The 17,173-nt window shown below is 43.3% G+C and carries 20 protein-coding genes and 1 tRNA gene; 10 read left to right on the top strand and 11 right to left on the bottom strand.

What is annotated here, in order from left to right:
• Positions 1 to 16 precede the first annotated feature (16 nt).
• The 10 genes from lnt to AOC33_RS01005 all read right to left on the bottom strand — a co-directional run bounded on the left by lnt (position 17) and on the right by AOC33_RS01005 (position 9,321).
• On the bottom strand, positions 17 to 1,471 hold the full coding sequence (lnt, locus tag AOC33_RS01050) for an apolipoprotein N-acyltransferase (RefSeq protein ID WP_089514756.1): 1,455 nt from the start codon (positions 1,469 to 1,471) through the stop codon (positions 17 to 19).
• Positions 1,464 to 2,303, bottom strand: coding sequence for a CorC family transporter (locus tag AOC33_RS01045; RefSeq protein ID WP_089514755.1), 840 nt, complete (start codon positions 2,301 to 2,303; stop codon positions 1,464 to 1,466). Before AOC33_RS01045 ends, lnt begins: the two co-directional genes overlap by 8 nt.
• Positions 2,304 to 2,333: 30 nt before the next feature.
• The gene (gene ybeY, locus AOC33_RS01040; RefSeq protein WP_089514754.1) at positions 2,334 to 2,798 is read right to left on the bottom strand and encodes an rRNA maturation RNase YbeY; all 465 of its coding nucleotides are present in this window, start codon (positions 2,796 to 2,798) and stop codon (positions 2,334 to 2,336) included.
• A gap of 7 nt (positions 2,799 to 2,805) precedes the next feature.
• A complete protein-coding gene (miaB, locus tag AOC33_RS01035; protein WP_089514753.1) occupies positions 2,806 to 4,146 on the bottom strand; it encodes a tRNA (N6-isopentenyl adenosine(37)-C2)-methylthiotransferase MiaB in 1,341 nt (446 codons plus the stop codon).
• Positions 4,147 to 4,149: 3 nt separating this feature from the next.
• Entirely contained in the window at positions 4,150 to 5,415 is a 1,266-nt protein-coding gene (locus AOC33_RS01030; RefSeq protein WP_089514752.1) for a putative Na+/H+ antiporter, read from the bottom strand.
• A 211-nt stretch (positions 5,416 to 5,626) separates the two neighbouring features.
• Positions 5,627 to 5,703, bottom strand: a tRNA-Met gene (locus AOC33_RS01025).
• A 69-nt stretch (positions 5,704 to 5,772) separates the two neighbouring features.
• Positions 5,773 to 6,789 (bottom strand): DUF6352 family protein, encoded by a 1,017-nt coding sequence (locus tag AOC33_RS01020; RefSeq protein WP_089514751.1) that lies wholly within the window; start codon positions 6,787 to 6,789, stop codon positions 5,773 to 5,775.
• Positions 6,790 to 6,887: 98 nt separating this feature from the next.
• A complete protein-coding gene (locus AOC33_RS01015; protein ID WP_089514750.1) occupies positions 6,888 to 7,124 on the bottom strand; it encodes a DUF4212 domain-containing protein in 237 nt (78 codons plus the stop codon).
• Positions 7,121 to 8,611 carry a sensor histidine kinase gene (locus AOC33_RS01010; protein ID WP_089514749.1) on the bottom strand — a complete coding sequence of 497 codons (1,491 nt, stop codon included), beginning with the start codon at positions 8,609 to 8,611 and terminating at the stop codon, positions 7,121 to 7,123. The genes AOC33_RS01015 and AOC33_RS01010 overlap by 4 nt, the downstream gene beginning before the upstream one ends.
• Positions 8,612 to 8,619: 8 nt before the next feature.
• Complete coding sequence (locus AOC33_RS01005) at positions 8,620 to 9,321, bottom strand: response regulator (protein ID WP_089514748.1); 702 nt, start codon at positions 9,319 to 9,321, stop codon at positions 8,620 to 8,622.
• 192 nt (positions 9,322 to 9,513) lie between these two features.
• On the opposite strand from AOC33_RS01005, the gene recA reads away from it, so the two are divergent.
• The 7 genes from recA to AOC33_RS00970 all read left to right on the top strand — a co-directional run bounded on the left by recA (position 9,514) and on the right by AOC33_RS00970 (position 15,262).
• Positions 9,514 to 10,596: a recombinase RecA gene (recA, locus tag AOC33_RS01000; RefSeq protein ID WP_089514747.1), complete on the top strand. Its 1,083-nt coding sequence runs from the start codon at positions 9,514 to 9,516 to the stop codon at positions 10,594 to 10,596.
• Positions 10,589 to 11,062 carry a recombination regulator RecX gene (gene recX / locus AOC33_RS00995; protein WP_089514746.1) on the top strand — a complete coding sequence of 158 codons (474 nt, stop codon included), beginning with the start codon at positions 10,589 to 10,591 and terminating at the stop codon, positions 11,060 to 11,062. Before recA ends, recX begins: the two co-directional genes overlap by 8 nt.
• Positions 11,063 to 11,086: 24 nt before the next feature.
• Positions 11,087 to 11,665 (top strand): DUF2889 domain-containing protein, encoded by a 579-nt coding sequence (locus AOC33_RS00990; RefSeq protein WP_089514745.1) that lies wholly within the window; start codon positions 11,087 to 11,089, stop codon positions 11,663 to 11,665.
• 107 nt (positions 11,666 to 11,772) lie between these two features.
• Positions 11,773 to 12,933, top strand: coding sequence for an ADP-forming succinate--CoA ligase subunit beta (sucC, locus tag AOC33_RS00985; RefSeq protein ID WP_089514744.1), 1,161 nt, complete (start codon positions 11,773 to 11,775; stop codon positions 12,931 to 12,933).
• Between the two features lie 25 nt (positions 12,934 to 12,958).
• A complete protein-coding gene (gene sucD, locus AOC33_RS00980) occupies positions 12,959 to 13,852 on the top strand; it encodes a succinate--CoA ligase subunit alpha (protein ID WP_089514743.1) in 894 nt (297 codons plus the stop codon).
• Between the two features lie 76 nt (positions 13,853 to 13,928).
• Positions 13,929 to 14,636, top strand: coding sequence for a TerC family protein (locus AOC33_RS00975; RefSeq protein ID WP_089514742.1), 708 nt, complete (start codon positions 13,929 to 13,931; stop codon positions 14,634 to 14,636).
• A 128-nt stretch (positions 14,637 to 14,764) separates the two neighbouring features.
• Positions 14,765 to 15,262 carry a pilin gene (locus AOC33_RS00970; RefSeq protein WP_089515549.1) on the top strand — a complete coding sequence of 166 codons (498 nt, stop codon included), beginning with the start codon at positions 14,765 to 14,767 and terminating at the stop codon, positions 15,260 to 15,262.
• Between the two features lie 104 nt (positions 15,263 to 15,366).
• Here AOC33_RS00970 and AOC33_RS00965 read toward each other — a convergent pair whose 3' ends face one another.
• Complete coding sequence (locus AOC33_RS00965; RefSeq protein WP_089514741.1) at positions 15,367 to 15,600, bottom strand: helix-turn-helix domain-containing protein; 234 nt, start codon at positions 15,598 to 15,600, stop codon at positions 15,367 to 15,369.
• Between the two features lie 131 nt (positions 15,601 to 15,731).
• Between AOC33_RS00965 and AOC33_RS00960 the strand changes: the two genes are divergently transcribed.
• From AOC33_RS00960 to AOC33_RS00950, 3 genes are read left to right on the top strand one after another with little or no spacing between them, the layout of a single operon-like run.
• Entirely contained in the window at positions 15,732 to 16,154 is a 423-nt protein-coding gene (locus AOC33_RS00960) for a hypothetical protein (RefSeq protein WP_089514740.1), read from the top strand.
• Positions 16,105 to 16,698 carry a hypothetical protein gene (locus AOC33_RS00955; RefSeq protein ID WP_245835557.1) on the top strand — a complete coding sequence of 198 codons (594 nt, stop codon included), beginning with the start codon at positions 16,105 to 16,107 and terminating at the stop codon, positions 16,696 to 16,698. Before AOC33_RS00960 ends, AOC33_RS00955 begins: the two co-directional genes overlap by 50 nt.
• Entirely contained in the window at positions 16,695 to 17,135 is a 441-nt protein-coding gene (locus AOC33_RS00950) for a hypothetical protein (RefSeq protein WP_089514738.1), read from the top strand. The genes AOC33_RS00955 and AOC33_RS00950 overlap by 4 nt, the downstream gene beginning before the upstream one ends.
• Positions 17,136 to 17,173 lie beyond the last annotated feature (38 nt).

The following is a 17,173-nucleotide window of genomic DNA, read 5'->3' as shown; positions in this document are numbered from 1 at the left end:
TTGCGACTGTCTGCCCTTATTTTTTGTTCTGATACCAGGCAAATACTAGGAAAAGGGCGCTGATGATCAAAATGGGTAAATCTCCTAACCAAACATAGGGTGTTTTACCCGAATAAGCTTGAACACTTGTTTTGAGGGTGGCCTGCTGAAATTTGGGTAGCTCATAAATAACCTGACCTTGAGAATCGATGACTGCTGTGACGCCAGTGTTCGTTGCTCGTAAGGTAGGAATGCCAGTCTCAATGGATCTTAGGCGGGCCAATCTGAGTTGTTGCTCCGGAGCTTGACTCTCTCCAAACCAGGCTAGATTTGTTAAGTTAATCCACAGATGATGTTCTAGTGATGAATTTCTCTGTCTTTTGGCTAACTCATCACCAAAAACGTCCTCGTAGCAAATCATCAGGCCAATCGCAATTTGATCCGAGCCATGCTCAAGAATATAAGGCACCTGAGTCATCGAACCACGCTCAAAGTTACCCAAAGGTACTTTGAATAAATCGACAAACCATTGAAAACCCCACGGGATGAATTCGCCAAATGGAACCAAGTGACTTTTATCGTATTGATAAATCAAGTTACCTTGATTCAAAGCAATCGCTGAGTTTGTTGGTAAGCCAGAAGGACCCGTACTAACAGCCCCAAGAATCACATTCTTTTTTGCCGTGTTTGGTTTGATCTCTGAAAAGACTTCTTGTGGAATGATCTTGAGCGGCAAAGGAAAGGCAGTTTCTGGCGCAACAACTAAATGACTATCGCTGCTTTTAATGGCGTTGGCATAAAAGTTAATTTGTTGTTGAAGATGTTCAGGATTGAATTGTGTTGATTGCTCAAAATTACCCTGAATCAAAGTCACATCAATCGGCCTACCAATCGGTTCGGTGAAAGCAATCAAGCCTAAAGCATGACTGGCTGAAATGATGGTGATGGACGCAACAAGTTTGGTGAATACGTTGTGTTTGCCTTGACTAAGATAGCCTGCTAAACCAACGCAAAACCATGTGCAGGCCAGGCCTCCCAAAAGTGTTGCCCAGGCAAAGAATGGACCATCTACTTGCGACTCAGCAAGTCCCGCCCAAGGGAAGCCCGTGAATAATTGTCCTCTGGCCCATTCCATGATGGCCCATGAACTAGCAAGCCCTAGAACTCTAGCCGCAGACGAATGAAATTGGTGAACCAGCTTGATCGCAGTGGCTGTAAATAATGCCAAATATGCTGATAAGGCAATGACCGCTAGAACAGAAATTACCGCTGGAACTTTTCCAATGTCATGAAGGCTGATAAAAAGCCACCAAAGTGCATTGCAAAAATAGCCTAAGCCAAATAGCCAGGCAAAAAGGAAGACCCGTTGTTCTTTGAAAATAAAGTGAATGTATGCGGCTAAGCCCAGAATTAAGAACCAGCCGCCAAATGGCAACTCAATCAACCAAGCGCAGATACTTCCTAGTAGGAAAAAAAGTAAAGCTTTAATCAATTTCTAATTTGGTGGCTAATAAAACGTGCACTTGTCTAGCATCTGCTCGTTGAACCTCAAACAGGATATTTCCAATGGTGATGGATTCACCTTTGTGTGGAACTCTGCCTAATTTTTTCAAGATAAATCCAGCAAGCGTGTCATTGTCTTCATCGACAAAGGTGGTTCCTAGCGCTTCATTGACTTGGTCTAGTTCAGTGATGCCGCGGATTCTGAATTTTATTTCACTGACCTTGATGATGTTGTCTTCAATATCATCTGTGTCATGTTCATCTTCAATGTCGCCCACAATTTGTTCTAGAACGTCTTCAATGGTGACCAAGCCTGCAACGCCGCCATATTCATCAACAACAATGGCAATGTGATTGCGGTGCTCTCTGAAGTCTTTTAAAAGCACACTTAAGCGTTTTGATTCAGGGATGAATACAGCAGGCCTTAACCAATCGCGTAACTGAAAATCTTCTTCTTGTGAATGGCGCAATAAATCTTTAGCAAGCAAGATGCCAATCACGTTATCGCGATTGTTCTCGTACACGGGGAATCTTGAGTGTGCAGCTCGGATGACTTCTGCAATCGTGTCTTCAACTGATTCATTGATATCGATCCAGTCAATTTGAGCTCTGGGGATCAAGATGTCTCGGGCTGAAAGCTCGCTGACCTGGAAAACGCCCTCAATCATTGATAAGGCATCTGCATCAATGAGACCTTCCGCTTGAGCCTCTTTGAGAGTTTCCAGTAACTCGCGGCGTTGTTCTGTTGGCGAGGAAGGGCTTGGCGTCAGTAGGGCACTGATGCGTTCTAGGAGGCTTTTCGACTCTGGTTCAGTTGTCATAATTGGTAAGAATAACTGATTTATTTAAATTCAGCAGTAAGGGTTTGCCTGTTTTAGGCTTTTTAGAATATTGATTTCGAGCTCTTCCATCGCTTCAGCTTCAATTTCATCTTCGTGATCAAAACCTTGGGCATGAAGAGTGCCGTGAATAATCAAATGTATCAGGTGTTGCTCAATGGATTTTTTTTGAGCCAAGGCTTCTTTTTTAAGCACCGGTAAACAAATCACCAAATCAGCATTCAGAGCATTACTAACAGGATCAATGTCGTAAGGAAATGTCAGAATATTGGTGGCGTAATCTTTGTGTCGATAAGTACCGTTTAGTTTTTTACTCTCTGCATTTCCAACAAATCTCACGGTCATGCTGGCGTCTTGTTGCAAAGCTTTTTTAATCCAGTTGCCGATTTTTCTTTTATTGATCAGGGGTGACCAAGTTTGTTCAAGAGAGTCACTGGCAAACTGAATATCAAGCGTTAGTTTAAATGCTTGGGCCATTTTTAATTCATTCCTGAATCATCAATTCGCCACGCAAAGAATGAGGCATGGCTTCTGTGAATGTCACTGGCATTAATTTACCAATCAAACGTTTGGCTTGATCTGATCCAGCATTGATCAAAGCAACGCGACCATTTTCTGTGCGGCATTGCAGATGGATGCCGTCGCGTGCCATGCTTTCAACCATGGCCAATTCAGTTTTACCGACCATGCTTTGGTTGATTTCCAATACATGCTGATCGATTTGAGACACCAATCTTTTGAGACGATCATTTTTAATGGCCAATGGGACGTCATCCACGAGATTGGCTGCGGGAGTTCCAGGTCTCTCGCTATAAGTAAAGCAATAGCTATTATCAAATTTAACTTCTTTGACCAACTTCATGAGTTGCTCAAAATCTTCTTCTGTCTCGCCTGGGAAGCCAACGATGAAGTCGCTTGAAATAGAAATGCTGGGACGAACAGCCTTCATCTTTTTGATGATGCTTTTGTATTCCAAAATGGTGTAGCCACGTTTCATGTTGGCTAAAACTCTGTCTGAGCCATGCTGAACTGGTAGGTGCAAATGGTTCACAAGCTTAGGGATTTTTGTGTATGCATCAATCAAGCGTTGCGTGAATTCTTTAGGGTGACTGGTTGTGAAACGAATTCGTTCTACACCAGGGATTTCTGCCACGTATTCCAAAAGCATCGCGAAATCAGCAATCTCGCTAGAGCCTGCAATACTGCCTCTGTAGGCGTTCACGTTTTGACCCAGCAGTTGAATTTCCTGAACACCCTGTTGTGCCAAGCCGGCTACTTCAGTCAAGACATCTTCAAAGGGGCGAGAAACTTCTTCACCTCTGGTGTAGGGAACCACGCAATAGCTGCAATATTTAGAGCAACCTTCCATGATCGATACATAAGCTGCACCACCTTCAACTTTGGCAGGAGGCAAGTTATCAAATTTTTCAATTTCTGGAAAACTGATATCTACCTGAGATAGGCCGCTTGATTGACGCGCTTTAATCAGTTCGGGAAGTCTATGCAGGGTTTGCGGACCAAAAACAATGTCAACATAAGGTGCACGGTTAACAATGTGCTTGCCTTCTTGACTGGCAACACAACCGCCAACACCGATCATTAATTCAGGTCGCTTTAACTTTAATTCACGCAGTCGACCTAAATCAGAAAAAACTTTTTCTTGGGCCTTTTCGCGCACCGAACATGTATTTAAAAGAATTAAATCAGCATCTTCAGGCGTGTCCGTTTTTATCATGCCATCATGATGGTGAAGCACGTCCACCATCTTGTCAGAATCATATTCATTCATCTGACAACCGAAGGTTTTGATATAAACTTTTTTCATTGCTTAGATGAACTGAAACGCAATGATTGCTACGATGGTTGGTGGCAAGGCTGCCAAAAATAACCACAGTGCTGAAACGCTGCCATCAGGGAAATGTTCACGAAGAATGGACATGCCTGCGGGATTTGGTGCATTGGCAATCACGGTCAAGCCACCGCCAGTGATTGCGCCAGCAACCAATGCATATTTAAACTCTTCGCTGGTGCCCTCAACCAAAGATCCTAGATAAGTAAGAGCGGCGTTATCAGTGATGGCAGTCAAGGCTGTTGCACCGTAGTAAACAAGGGTGCTGCTCATGTTTTCTAAAATCGGTTGTAACCACCACTGCTGCATACCGCCAAGCACTACCAAACCTGCCAAGAAGAATGCAACCATCAAAGCTTCTTTTAGTAGCAAAGGACTTTGAAACTTAGCGTAAGCGTGTGTGTAACCCATGAAGAAAAGTAGAAGGCCCATGAACACCACTGGATGGTGAGCAAATACAACGATGCCAGCTAAGAATAGCAAGTGAACTGCCACAACAAAGAGTGGCATCACATCGTTCTGATGGTTTGCATTGGCTTTAGGTAAATCTTTTCTTACCAGCAATGTGACCAATGTAGCGTTCACAATGACCGCTAAAGCTGCTTTAACACCAAATGTTTGGAAAACGTAAGCGGTGTCCCAACCCCAAGCGCTTGCAACCATCAAGATTGGAGGTGCGGCAAAACTGGTTAGCGCACCACCAATAGAAATATTAACGAACAACACGCCAATCGTTAAGTACATCAATTTGGCATTGGATGTTTGGCTGAATACTTTCTTCTTTAAAAGCAGTGCCGCCAAAGTCATCGCTGCTGGTTCAGTGATGAATGAACCAAGCAGTGGAACCATGGCGAGTGTCACAAAGTAACTGGTGGTGACATTGTTGATGCGGAATAACTGGCTAAGTAAACCAGACACCAAACGAACTAACTCAGAAGCAAAGTGCAACACAGGGCGGCTTGCTGCCACAACCATGATCGCAAATACAAACAAAGGCTCGGTATAGTTTCTGCTTTCTAAATACTCAACAGAAGGCTGATAGCCTCCAGCAGCAAATGCCATGAACACAATCAAGATCATCGCCCAAAAACCAAAAACAGCCTCAACTTCACCAAGTAAGTGCCATAGGCCAGAGTGATTGGGTTGCTTATGAGCTAAGTGCTCAAAAAATGATGATGAAAATGTGTGCAACACTGCAATACCAAAAAGTGTTGTGGCAATAATTTGTAAGGTTGTAGGGTTCATTGATAGCCTTGGGTACTCAAATCGTTATGGACTCTATTGTAAGCCACTGAAAACACTGAAAATCCATATAAGAACTAAGTAAATACCAGTGCGCATCGATTGAAGATTTTGATGATGCCTGGGTAATTCTGGGATTTTGTTACTTAAATTGAAGCCTTGGGGCTTTTCAATCAAACCCGCATTCATCGATTGATGCTGCGAGAGGGGAAATTGGTGGCGAATCAGGGATTCGAACCCCGGACCTGCGGATTATGATTCCGTCGCTCTAACCGGCTGAGCTAATTCGCCAAAGACCGAAAGTATAGCTTATTTTGCGAATTTCACCTAGTTAGGGGGCTCTTGGCCTGAAATTAGCTCTTACGAAGTTTCAGCTAAGGGTAAATTGATCAATAGGTTTTGTGGCTTGAACTTCAGGCACTTATCAATGTCATGGGCCATCGCTAGATAAATAGGCTTGCCTGCAATCTCTGGCAGCATGCGACCTTTATCAACAAACTCTAATTTGAATAAGCACAAGACTTGTGCCAATTTTGAGTTGTCCACTGTTTCACCGTTATAGAGTGCATTCAGAATTTCTGTGGCATTCACATCAAGACCAATGTGCCAAGACCACTTGGAGTCTGAGATTTGACCTTGAGGGGTGATCGTGACTTTTGTGCCGTGGAAGTGGAAGATCCACTTTTCAAGAAGTCTGCTGAGTGCTGCTGCACCATCTTGATCGTAGTTGAGTTGCAGAACAAAGTCATGCGCCTCATCACGTTCCCAGTAGTCATCGGCGTTGTCTTTTATCAAAACATCTAAGTCAATACTTCTTAGGGGCGCCGAATTTTGTTTCAGTAATTCACCAATACTGCCAAAGCCACCAGTTTCTGCATATTTCTCAACCGTGATTTGATCGGCTGACATGATGTGACCATCTTCGAGGATGGTGATCTTTTGCATTCTGAATAAAAGCTCTGCAGCTCTTGCTTCAATAGCACTTGGGTTCTCACCCAAAAGGTGCTGACAAAGGATTTGAGTTAACTGGTCAACAAAGAGCGGTGGAACATCAACACCGTCGCCTTGAAATAATCCCAAGTAAAAATTCTCTAATGTGGGCGCTTGAACCAACTTATCTCTGAAGCGCAACCAGATCTCATAGTTCACCTGAATATCAGGATCTTGCATTTTTTTAATTTCAGCAGAATCAATCGTTGCTCTTGGATTATCTGTGAGCAATTGATGGATCTTTTGTTCTTGCGCGCAAGACTCTGGAATAAGAGCAAGCTCAGGCCTTCTTAAATAAGATCTTAAAAAGTCATCAGTGATGATGAGTTGTCGATCTTGATTGATGGATAGAAACTGGTAATTGCTGTTAGGCCAAAATTTGCGCATGTTGTCTCGTTAGAATGTTTTTAGTATTGTGCAATGAAAATGAAATAAATCCATGAAATTGATTCATAGACCGCTTCATTTTTAGGGTTAATGCCAGATTATTTTTGGCTTGTTTTTAAGGCTTTCTTTTCATATTGATGCATCTTGTGGGCGTATACCCAGATGATCGCTAAATAAATCAAGAGTGCCCCTTGGGCGCCCCACCAATAAGTGAAGTTCCAGCCAAAGAAATTAAATCTCAAGGGTTCTGGGGCAAGACCAACCACCAATGTTGTCAAAAACCAAATGCTTAATAAGATGGTGATCAAGCGTTTATTTTTGGACCAAGTTTTCATGGGGTGCCTACCGGAAGATAAACACGCATGCATGTTCCGTACTTCAGCGGCGATTCTTGGTAGATATTTTCAAGAATCTCCAGTTTGCCGCCATGTTGCGTGGCGATCTCTTTCACGATGGCTAAACCTAAACCACTGCCCTCAATATCGCTGCCAAGAACTCGGTAGAACCGTTCTAAAACTCGCTGACGTTCCTCTGGAGGAATACCTGGTCCCGTGTCTTTTACTTCAACGATCAGTAATCCTGCTTGGTTGGCGTGTCTCACATCAACCGTCACGGTGCCATTGTTTGGTGTGTATTTGATGGCGTTATCGAGCAAATTGTTGAATAGCTCTTTTAGCATCACTGGATTGCCATACATTTTGTAGGATTGTTGGTTGGATTGATAACCCAAATCAATGTTTTTTTCCCAGGCAGCGGATAACCAATTTTTGGTTGCATCAGCAGCTGATTGGGATAAATCAATCAAAATCTTTTCACTGAGCTTGTTGGTGTTTTCCATTCTGGCCAGTGACAGTAATTGCTGCACTAGGCGAGTAGCTCGCGTGGAGCTATCAGCGATTTGTTCTAAAGAGCGTTGCAACTCTTCAGGACTATTTTCTCTTTGAGCTAATTCCGCCTGCATGCGCAAACCTGCCAAAGGGGTTTTTAATTGATGGGCGGCATCAGCAATGAATCGCTTCTGTGACTGCACAGAATCTTCAAGCTGATACAAGACGTCATTAAAGCTGGAAATCAAGGGCATGATTTCTTGTGGAGCCGCACGCTCCTCAATCGGACTTGTGTCATCAACCAAGCGATTTCTGATTCTGTTTTGTAGAGCGTTCAATGGTGCAAGACCTCTGCTCAAACCAAACCAAACCAAGACCACCACAATCGGCAAAATAATGAACTGCGGCAAAATCACGCCTTTGATGATTTCATTGGCAAGCTGTGATCGTTTTTCTAAGGTCTCAGCAACTTGAACCATCACGGGGCTGGGGCCAGTTGATGTTGAAAGTATGACCAAGGTTGCGGCAACCCGCACTTCATTGCCAGCAATTCGACTATCACGGTAAGTGATGGTGCCTACTTGTAATGGATCGCCATCAGCAGGCAAAGATAAATCTTTATCACCCGCAATTAATTCTCCGCGTGGGCCAATGACTTGGAAATAAATCGTATCGTTTTCATCGGCGCGCAGAATTTGTCGGGCTGACATTGGTAAGGTCAGCGATATCTGATCGCCGACTGTTTTGATTTGTTGAGAGATGGCTTGAACACTGTTTTCAAGACTTCGATCAAATGGAGCTGTTGCAATTGATTGCGCAACCAAATAGGTCACCGCAATGCTCATGGGCCATAACAACAAAAGCGGGGCCAACATCCAATCTAGGATTTCTCCAAACAGTGATCTTGGACCTTTGCTGGCATGCTTTAAGCCATATGACTCGGGAGGTAATAGTCGTTGAAGTTCCGCATCAATGGCGGGGCGAACATCAGCCATTTCAAATATTAAGCTTCAGATACTTTTGGAGCTTCTGGAGGTGCTTGAAATTTTTCTAGGCAATAACCAAGGCCGCGGATTGTTGCAATTCGAATCCCACCCACTTCAATTTTTTTCCGAAGGCGGTGCACGTAGACTTCAATCGCGTTATTACTGACTTCTTCGCCCCACTCGCACAAATGATCCACCAATTGATCTTTGGAGACGAGACGGCCCACTCTTTTTAATAGAACTTCTAAAAGGCCTAGCTCACGTGCAGATAATTCAAGCATTTTTTCATCGATGTAAGCCACACGACCAACTTGATCGAATTGCAGTGGGCCGTGTTTCACAACAGTTGGTCCGCCACCGGTACCACGACGCGTTAAAGCTCGAACACGGGCTTCTAGTTCCGACAAAGCGAATGGCTTGGCCATGTAATCATCGGCACCCGCGTCCAAACCTTTGACACGTTCTTCGGTAGAGTCAGCAGCGGTCAATATCAGAACGGGGAGCATGGAGTTTCTGGAGCGAAGGCGCTTGAGTACCTCAGGACCCGTCATTTTGGGCAGACCCAAATCTAGGATCAATAAGTCAAATGCTTGGGCGGACAGGGCGAGATCCGCAGATTGGCCATCTTTGACATGGTCTACGGCATAACCCGACTGTCTCAAGGACCTGGTTAACCCATCGGCTAATACGCTATCGTCTTCTGCAATCAGTATTCTCATACAGCCCAATCAGCAAAATCTTGCTCGTTTTTAGGTATTGTCTGACATTAGGCAGCAATAAACTAGTTTCTAGTGCATATTCTAGCCAGATATTAAAAAAATCCTTGCATAGAGTACTGTTTTTATATACAGTAATTACTGTAAATTGACCATTTGTAGACAAAATACACCTAATTTTAAATAAGGACGACCATGGAAGACCAAAAAAAGAAATCTGGATCAGGCCCGGCTGATATTGAGGGAATGAGCTCTGATAAGCAAAAGGCCCTCAATGCAGCACTTGCTCAGATTGAAAAACAGTTTGGTAAGGGCTCCATCATGCGCCTTGGTGACAGTGATATTGGCCAAGATATCCAAGTTGTATCAACAGGCTCTTTAGGCTTAGATATTGCCTTGGGCGTGGGTGGTTTGGCCAGGGGGCGTGTGATTGAGATTTACGGCCCCGAATCTTCAGGTAAAACAACTTTAACTTTGCACGCAGTGGCAGAAATGCAAAAGTTGGGCGGTACATGTGCGTTCATTGATGCTGAGCATGCTTTGGATGTGCAGTACGCCGCTAAATTAGGCGTGGATGTTAATAACTTATTAATCTCTCAGCCGGATACTGGTGAGCAAGCATTGGAAATCGCTGATGCCTTGGTTCGTTCAGGCTCGATTGATTTAATCGTGATTGACTCGGTGGCCGCCTTGGTGCCGCGCGCAGAAATTGAAGGCGACATGGGTGATTCTTTGCCTGGTTTGCAAGCTCGTTTGATGAGCCAAGCTTTGCGTAAATTAACAGGAACAATCAAGCGCACAAATTCAATGGTGATCTTCATCAACCAAATTCGTATGAAGATTGGTGTGATGTTTGGTTCACCTGAAACCACCACAGGTGGTAATGCGTTGAAGTTTTATGCCTCTATGCGTTTAGATATTCGTCGTATTGGTAGCATTAAAAAGGGCGATGACATTGTTGGTAATGAAACACGTGTGAAGGTTGTGAAAAACAAAGTGTCTCCGCCATTCCGTGAAGCTATTTTTGACATCATGTACGGAGAAGGTATTTCTAGACACGGTGAAATCATTGATCTAGGTGTTGAGTGCGACATCGTTGAAAAGTCAGGCGCTTGGTACAGCTATAACGGTGAGCGTGTAGGACAAGGTAAAGATAATGCACGCGAGTTCTTGAAAGAGAATCCTGAGATTGCCAAAGAAATTGAAGCAAGGGTTCGTGAAAAATTAGGCGTTAACACCGGCAGTGTGATCAGCCCTAAAGAAGAAGCGGATGCCTAAACAGCAAGCCCCAAGTTTGATGGGGCGAGCTCTTCGGTATTTATCAAGAAGAGAGCATAGTCGCCAAGAGCTTCGCAAGAAGCTCTTGCCTTATGCGGAATCTGATACTGAGTTGGATGAGCTCATGACAAAGCTTGAGGCGCAGTCTTGGTTATCAGACGAGCGTTTTGCAGAGAGCTTGGTGCGTCGCAAATCTGGGCGATATGGCAGCTTGAAAATCGTCGATGAGTTAAAGCAACAAGGCATTGAAGGTGACTCTTTAATGGAAATCAAAGAGCGACTAAAAGTGTCTGATGCGATGAGAGCTTGGGAGCTGTGGCAAAGAAAATTTGATTCCATGGTCACCAAAGATCCTAAAGAAAAATCCAAGCAAATGCGTTACTTGGTCTCCAAAGGTTTTCCCTTGAGCGTGGTGACAAAGATCATTGATGGGCGATTTTCGCCGATTGAGGAAGAATCTCAATAATTTGAGCTGGTGTAGACTTTGTGAATGAGCTCACCTTCCACATCCAGTCGCACCCTGATACACACCCGAGACATCAAGACCCAAGCCTTTCGTCGAGATGATGGTCTATGGGATATTGAAGCCACCCTGTTGGATGTCAAAGATAAAGACTTTCAATTGGCTTCAGGGGTTAAACCCAAGGGTGAGGCCATTCATCAAATGGTTTTAACCGTCACCATTGATACAAAATTCAATGTTGTTGATGCTCATGCCAATATGCATGCAGCTCCATACGATGATCACTGCAAAGCCATTGAACCTGACTATAAAAAACTCATTGGACTCAATTTGGCGAAGGGTTTTCGTGGTGCTGTGAAAGAGCGCTTGAGTGGTATCTCTGGGTGCTCTCACCTGACAGAGCTTTGTTCTGTATTACCCACCGTGGCTATTCAGGCATTTGGTGGAGAAGTTTTCAAAATCGTAGACCATGAGTCTGGGAGCATGCCATTTCAGCTCAACCGATGTCATGCCTTAAGAACCGATGGTGAAACAGTCAAAATGTATCACCGGGCATGGTTTGGAGCCCCATTAACACCTGTTGAAATGTCAAAAAAAGAGCCTTAGTCCCCGAAAAAGCGATAATAGTGAGATTACTTAGCAAAAGTAGTAAATCGACAGAGTTAAGTAAGCTAAAAATACTAATATTTCGGACTATTCAATAGGGAGCCTTAATGAAGATCCACGAGTACCAAGGCAAGGAAATCTTGCGTCAGTTCAATGTTCCAGTGCCAAATGGCATTTCTGCTTTAAGCGTTGATGAGGCAGTTGAAGCAGCTAAAAAACTGGGTGGCCCAGTTTGGGTTGTGAAAGCCCAAATTCACGCAGGTGGACGCGGTAAGGGTGGTGGCGTTAAGGTTGCCAAGAGCCTTGATGAAGTGAAGACTTATGCAACTCAAATTTTGGGTATGCAGTTAAAAACTCATCAAACAGGCCCAGAAGGTCAAAAAGTTCGCCGTTTGTTGGTTGAAGACGGTGCGGACATCAAAAAAGAATATTACGTAGGTATCTTGACTGATCGTGGCACACAATCAGTGGTGGTGATGGCGTCTAGCGAAGGCGGCATGGATATCGAAGAAGTGGCAGAAAAAACTCCAGAGAAAATCATCAAAGCGTTTGTGAACCCATTGATTGGTTTAACAGATGCTGATGCAACTAAATTGGCGCAAGGTATTGGCGTGCCTGAGGCATCACAAGCCATGGCAAAGGAAGCTTTGCAAAACTTGTACAAAGTGTATATGGACACAGATGCATCATTGGTTGAAATCAATCCATTGATTCTTGAAGGCAACGGCAAGATCAAAGCTTTGGACGCTAAGTTCAACTTTGATTCAAACGCTTTGTACCGTCATCCAGAAATCGTTGCTTATCGCGACTTGGATGAAGAAGATCCTGCTGAAGTAGAAGCGTCTAAATTTGATTTAGCCTACATTTCATTGGACGGCAACATTGGTTGCTTGGTGAACGGTGCAGGTTTGGCGATGGCAACCATGGACACAATTAAGTTGTTTGGTGGTGAGCCAGCAAACTTCTTGGACGTTGGTGGTGGCGCAACTGCTGAAAAAGTAACAGAAGCATTCAAGATCATGTTGAAGAACAAAGATGTGAAAGCTATTTTGGTGAATATTTTCGGCGGCATCATGAAGTGTGATGTGATTGCCGATGGCGTCATCAAAGCTTGTAAAGCGGTGAACTTGAACGTACCTTTGGTGGTTCGTATGAAGGGCACGAACGAGGACCTTGGCAAGAAGATGTTAGCTGAGTCAGGTCTACCAATCATCAGTGCAGACACGATGGCTGAGGCAGCAACTAAAGCTGTTGCAGCGGTTAAATAAGCCACCGGCCACGAAAGGAATTTAAATGTCTATTCTTATTAATAAAAACACACGAGTCATTACTCAAGGTATCACTGGTAAAACAGGTCAGTTCCACACTGAAAAGTGTCAAGAGTACGCAAACGGCAAAGAATGTTTTGTTGCTGGCGTGAACCCTAAAAAAGCTGGCGAGAAAATTTTCAACATTCCTATTTATGGATCAGTGAAAGAAGCTGCTGCAGAAACAGGTGCAACTGTTTCAGTGATTTATGTGCCACCAGCGGGTGCTGCGGCTGCTATCTGGGAAGCTGTTGAAGCAGACCTAGATTTGGCGATCTGTATCACAGAAGGTATTCCAGTTCGTGACATGTTAGAAGTTCGCAACAGAATGGCTGCTAAGGAAGCTAAAGGCGGCAAAAAGACTTTGTTGTTGGGACCAAACTGCCCAGGCTTGATCACTCCTGAAGAAATCAAGATTGGCATCATGCCAGGCCACATTCACCGCAAAGGTCGTATTGGTGTTGTGAGTCGCTCAGGTACTTTGACTTATGAAGCTGTTGCTCAGTTAACAGAAATTGGTCTTGGCCAATCTTCAGCAGTTGGTATCGGTGGTGACCCAATCAACGGTCTTAAGCACATTGATGTGATGAGAGCGTTCAATGACGATCCAGACACTGATGCAGTGATCATGATTGGTGAAATTGGCGGTCCTGATGAAGCTGAAGCAGCTCGTTGGTGCAAAGCTAATATGAAAAAACCAGTGGTAGGTTTCATTGCTGGTGTTACTGCTCCTGCAGGTAAGCGCATGGGCCATGCTGGTGCGTTGATTTCTGGTGGTGCCGACACAGCTGATGCTAAGTTGGCCATCATGGAAGAGTGTGGCTTCACAGTGACACGCAATCCATCAGAAATGGGCAAATTGCTTAAGGCATTGTTGTAATATCCCTTTAATGGGTCAAAATTAACGGGAGCCTAGCTCCCGTTTTTTGTTTAAATAATAAAAATATGAGGTTGACATGGAATTTCTAGCGACGATTGATTGGGCAGTGATTGCTCAAATCATCATGATCGATATTTTATTGGGTGGTGATAATGCGGTTGTGATCGCGTTGGCTTGTCGTAATTTGCATCCTAATCAGCGACGCAGAGGCATCATGTGGGGCACTGCGGGGGCGATTATTTTGCGTATTGCCTTGGTGGCATTTGCAGTGACGTTGTTACAAATTCCATTCTTGAAGTTCACAGGCGGTATTTTGTTATTGTGGATTGGTTACAAGTTAATGGTGCAATCAGAAGATGATGAGGGCCATGAGCTTGAAGCATCCGATAAATTATGGGCTGCTGTTAAAACCATTATCGTGGCTGACATTGCCATGAGCGTTGATAACGTGATTGCGATTGCGGGTGCTGCTGGTCAAGTCGATGCAGCTCATCACCAATTTGGATACATTGTGTTTGGTTTGTTGGTTTCAATTCCATTGATCGTGGGCGGAAGTCAAATCGTCCTTTATCTCATCGATCGTTTCCCATGGATCGTGACTTTGGGTGCCGGCTTATTGGGTTGGATTGCAGGCGGAATGATTTTCTCTGATCCTGGACTCATTAAACACTTTGGTGCGGGCATTGAGAACTATGCAACGATTGCAGGCATTGCTGCCGCTGTCGGCGTGATGCTTTATGGCGAAGTGATGAAGAGGCAAAAGAAGAAGACAAAACAAGCTTAATTGCTTGTTCTTTGACTCAACTCAAAATCAGAGCTTTCTGACAACGATATAGTCCTTGTTGATGGGCATCATCTGAGATGATGGTCTCCCATTAACAAAGGATTGAATGAATGAAAAATAAAAACCTTATGACATCAAAGCAAGACGCTTCAACAAATAAAAAAAATGGTTTCACTTTGATTGAGTTGATGGTGGTGATTGCCATCATTGGTATTTTGGCCGCCATCGCAGTGCCGAAGTATCAAGACTACATTGCTAAAACGCGTGTGACTGAAGGCTTGAGTTTGGCAGCGGGCGCTAAATTGGCCGTGACCGAGGTTTACTCGAGTAAGGGTGCTGCAGACATGGCTGAGGCAACAGAGTCAACGTTCAAGAGCACAACAACGAACAGTATTAAAGACATCAAGATTGAAAAATCTGGCGCTATTTTGATCACATACCAATCTAGTGTTGCTCCTGAAGGCACCAACACCTTGAGTATTGTGCCGGTCAACAATGCCAGTAGCGATGCTGTCACAGCTTTGGATTTAAGTGTTAAGGGTGAACAGCCATGGGCAGGTATTTGGTCATGCAAGTCACCAGCAACAACCTTGCCCGCAAAACTTCAGCCAAGTGATTGCAAGTAAGGCATCAAAGTTGTAAAAAACTTAAAGTGACAAACTAACGGTGTCACAATAAAAGAAAAGGCGAAGAATCTTCGCCTTTTTTACTTTTAAGATTCTATGAAGAATCAACGTTTCTTTATGCCTTTAAGTAAATCTTCAGGAGTTACCTCAAGAGCATTACTAATTCTGAGTATTGCTTCAATTGAAGGGTTAGCAATACATCTTTCAATTTCGCTCATATAGCTTCTATCAATACCTGAGATAAGTCCAAGCTTTTCCTGACTTAATCCTTTAAGTTTTCTATATTTCTTGATGTTTGAGCTGAGGATTTCTTTAAGGTCGTCTAGTTTGACTTTCATGACTAACACTTTGTCAGTTTGAGGGCTGAAAGACGACAGGCTATATCCCGACGGGTTATATCCTACAAATATGCTATTATTTATAAAAATGATAAATGTCACGGGTTGTTTAGACCTTCGAAAGGTAATTTATGAGCTTTAAATACATTGGATATCTTGGTGCAGTTGCCTTTCTATTGGCACTCCAGGGGTGTTTTCCAACATCTTTGGTTGACCAACAAAAGGATATGCAAGAGGCAAAGGGTCAAGGTGACAACATCTCGGTCGGTAAAGTTCAGAGAGAGATTAAGGTTGGAATGAGTTCTTCAGATGTTGTGGTTGCCCTTGGATCTCCAAATATGGTTACTACAGACGATAAAAGAAGAGAAACTTGGGTTTATGACAAAGTCTCTACAGAAGCAATGATTTCTGCTTCAAGCGGGATGCGGTTCTTCTGGTTACCTGCTGATGGTAAAGCTGCCGCATCAACAACTCAAAAAACTTTGACAATCATTATCAAGTTTGATGAAAAAGCAAAAGTTAGAGATTTTGCCTATCACCAATCAAAGTTCTGAGGTAGTCATGCTAAATAAAAAACTAATTTGTGGTGCATTAGCGGGAATACTTTTAATTTCAGGATGTGCCACAACTATTCCTCCAGAAGCTCTCAAATTTAACCCAGATACATTGGCAAATAGACAGCTTCAAGCACGTAAATTTGATACAAAAAATGAAAAAGAACTTCTCTCAGCAGCAGCAGCGGTATTGCAAGACTTAGGATTTAATTTAGACGAATCTGCTCCTGGTATTGGTGTTTTAGTTGGCTCAAAAAAGAGAGATGCAAGAGATTCAGGGCAAATTGCAGGTCAAATAATGTTAGGCCTCCTATTTGGAGCAAGTGCAATGTCCATTGATTCAGAACAATTAATAAGAGCTTCGCTAATTACTAAACCTGCAGAGAATGGAAATGGCTACATTTTGAGAGTAACTTTCCAGAGAGTAGTTTGGAATCAAAATAAGCAAGTATCAAAAATTGAAGCTATTAATGACATAGAAACATACAAAGGTTTCTTTGATAAGTTAAGTAAGTCTGTATTCCTAGAGGCGCAAAATATATGAAATTAATCATCAGAAAAGTATCAATAGTATTTGTAGTTGTCTCATCTGTTTTTGTGCTGTCTGGTTGCGAAACTATGCAGGCACGGGTCCTTGACTCATCAACTAATAAATCTGCTGTGCAATTGCGATCAATGCAATCAAGAGCATTTGAAACGACAGATAGACAAAAAACCATGCGAACAGTTATCGCAACACTTCAAGACTTAAGTTTTGTTGTTGACAAAGCGGACACGGAGCTGGGTAGTATTTCTGCCACGAAACTTGATGGATATGCATTAAGAATGACCGTATCAATTCGACCGCATAGTGATAAGAGAGTAATTGTTCGAGCAAATGCTCAATTCAATATAACTCCAGTAACGGACCCAAAACCATATCAAGATTTTTTTGTGGCGCTTGAGAAAGCAATGTTTTTAACAGCGCAACAAGTTGAATAAATTAAGAAATATTTTTAATTTTTTGTTAGTTATTTATT

The organism is Polynucleobacter cosmopolitanus (assembly GCF_002224225.1).
GTDB lineage: Bacteria > Pseudomonadota > Gammaproteobacteria > Burkholderiales > Burkholderiaceae > Polynucleobacter > Polynucleobacter cosmopolitanus.
Note: the sequence above shows the minus strand (reverse complement) of the source record. Positions and strands in the feature narration are given on the sequence as shown.

Coding starts and splice junctions, on each gene's coding strand:
- sucC (WP_089514744.1), top strand. CDS start 11,773: ATGAAGATCCACGAGTACCAAGGCAAGGAAATCTTGCGTCAGTTCAAT.
- AOC33_RS01030 (WP_089514752.1), bottom strand. CDS start 5,415: ATGAACCCTACAACCTTACAAATTATTGCCACAACACTTTTTGGTATT.
- AOC33_RS00960 (WP_089514740.1), top strand. CDS start 15,732: ATGAGCTTTAAATACATTGGATATCTTGGTGCAGTTGCCTTTCTATTG.
- ybeY (WP_089514754.1), bottom strand. CDS start 2,798: ATGGCCCAAGCATTTAAACTAACGCTTGATATTCAGTTTGCCAGTGAC.
- AOC33_RS01005 (WP_089514748.1), bottom strand. CDS start 9,321: ATGAGAATACTGATTGCAGAAGACGATAGCGTATTAGCCGATGGGTTA.
- AOC33_RS00990 (WP_089514745.1), top strand. CDS start 11,087: ATGAGCTCACCTTCCACATCCAGTCGCACCCTGATACACACCCGAGAC.
- sucD (WP_089514743.1), top strand. CDS start 12,959: ATGTCTATTCTTATTAATAAAAACACACGAGTCATTACTCAAGGTATC.
- miaB (WP_089514753.1), bottom strand. CDS start 4,146: ATGAAAAAAGTTTATATCAAAACCTTCGGTTGTCAGATGAATGAATAT.
- AOC33_RS01020 (WP_089514751.1), bottom strand. CDS start 6,789: ATGCGCAAATTTTGGCCTAACAGCAATTACCAGTTTCTATCCATCAAT.
- AOC33_RS01045 (WP_089514755.1), bottom strand. CDS start 2,303: ATGACAACTGAACCAGAGTCGAAAAGCCTCCTAGAACGCATCAGTGCC.
- AOC33_RS01010 (WP_089514749.1), bottom strand. CDS start 8,611: ATGGCTGATGTTCGCCCCGCCATTGATGCGGAACTTCAACGACTATTA.
- recX (WP_089514746.1), top strand. CDS start 10,589: ATGCCTAAACAGCAAGCCCCAAGTTTGATGGGGCGAGCTCTTCGGTAT.
- AOC33_RS00955 (WP_245835557.1), top strand. CDS start 16,105: ATGAAAAAGCAAAAGTTAGAGATTTTGCCTATCACCAATCAAAGTTCT.
- AOC33_RS00970 (WP_089515549.1), top strand. CDS start 14,765: ATGACATCAAAGCAAGACGCTTCAACAAATAAAAAAAATGGTTTCACT.
- AOC33_RS00975 (WP_089514742.1), top strand. CDS start 13,929: ATGGAATTTCTAGCGACGATTGATTGGGCAGTGATTGCTCAAATCATC.
- AOC33_RS01015 (WP_089514750.1), bottom strand. CDS start 7,124: ATGAAAACTTGGTCCAAAAATAAACGCTTGATCACCATCTTATTAAGC.
- AOC33_RS00965 (WP_089514741.1), bottom strand. CDS start 15,600: ATGAAAGTCAAACTAGACGACCTTAAAGAAATCCTCAGCTCAAACATC.
- AOC33_RS00950 (WP_089514738.1), top strand. CDS start 16,695: ATGAAATTAATCATCAGAAAAGTATCAATAGTATTTGTAGTTGTCTCA.
- recA (WP_089514747.1), top strand. CDS start 9,514: ATGGAAGACCAAAAAAAGAAATCTGGATCAGGCCCGGCTGATATTGAG.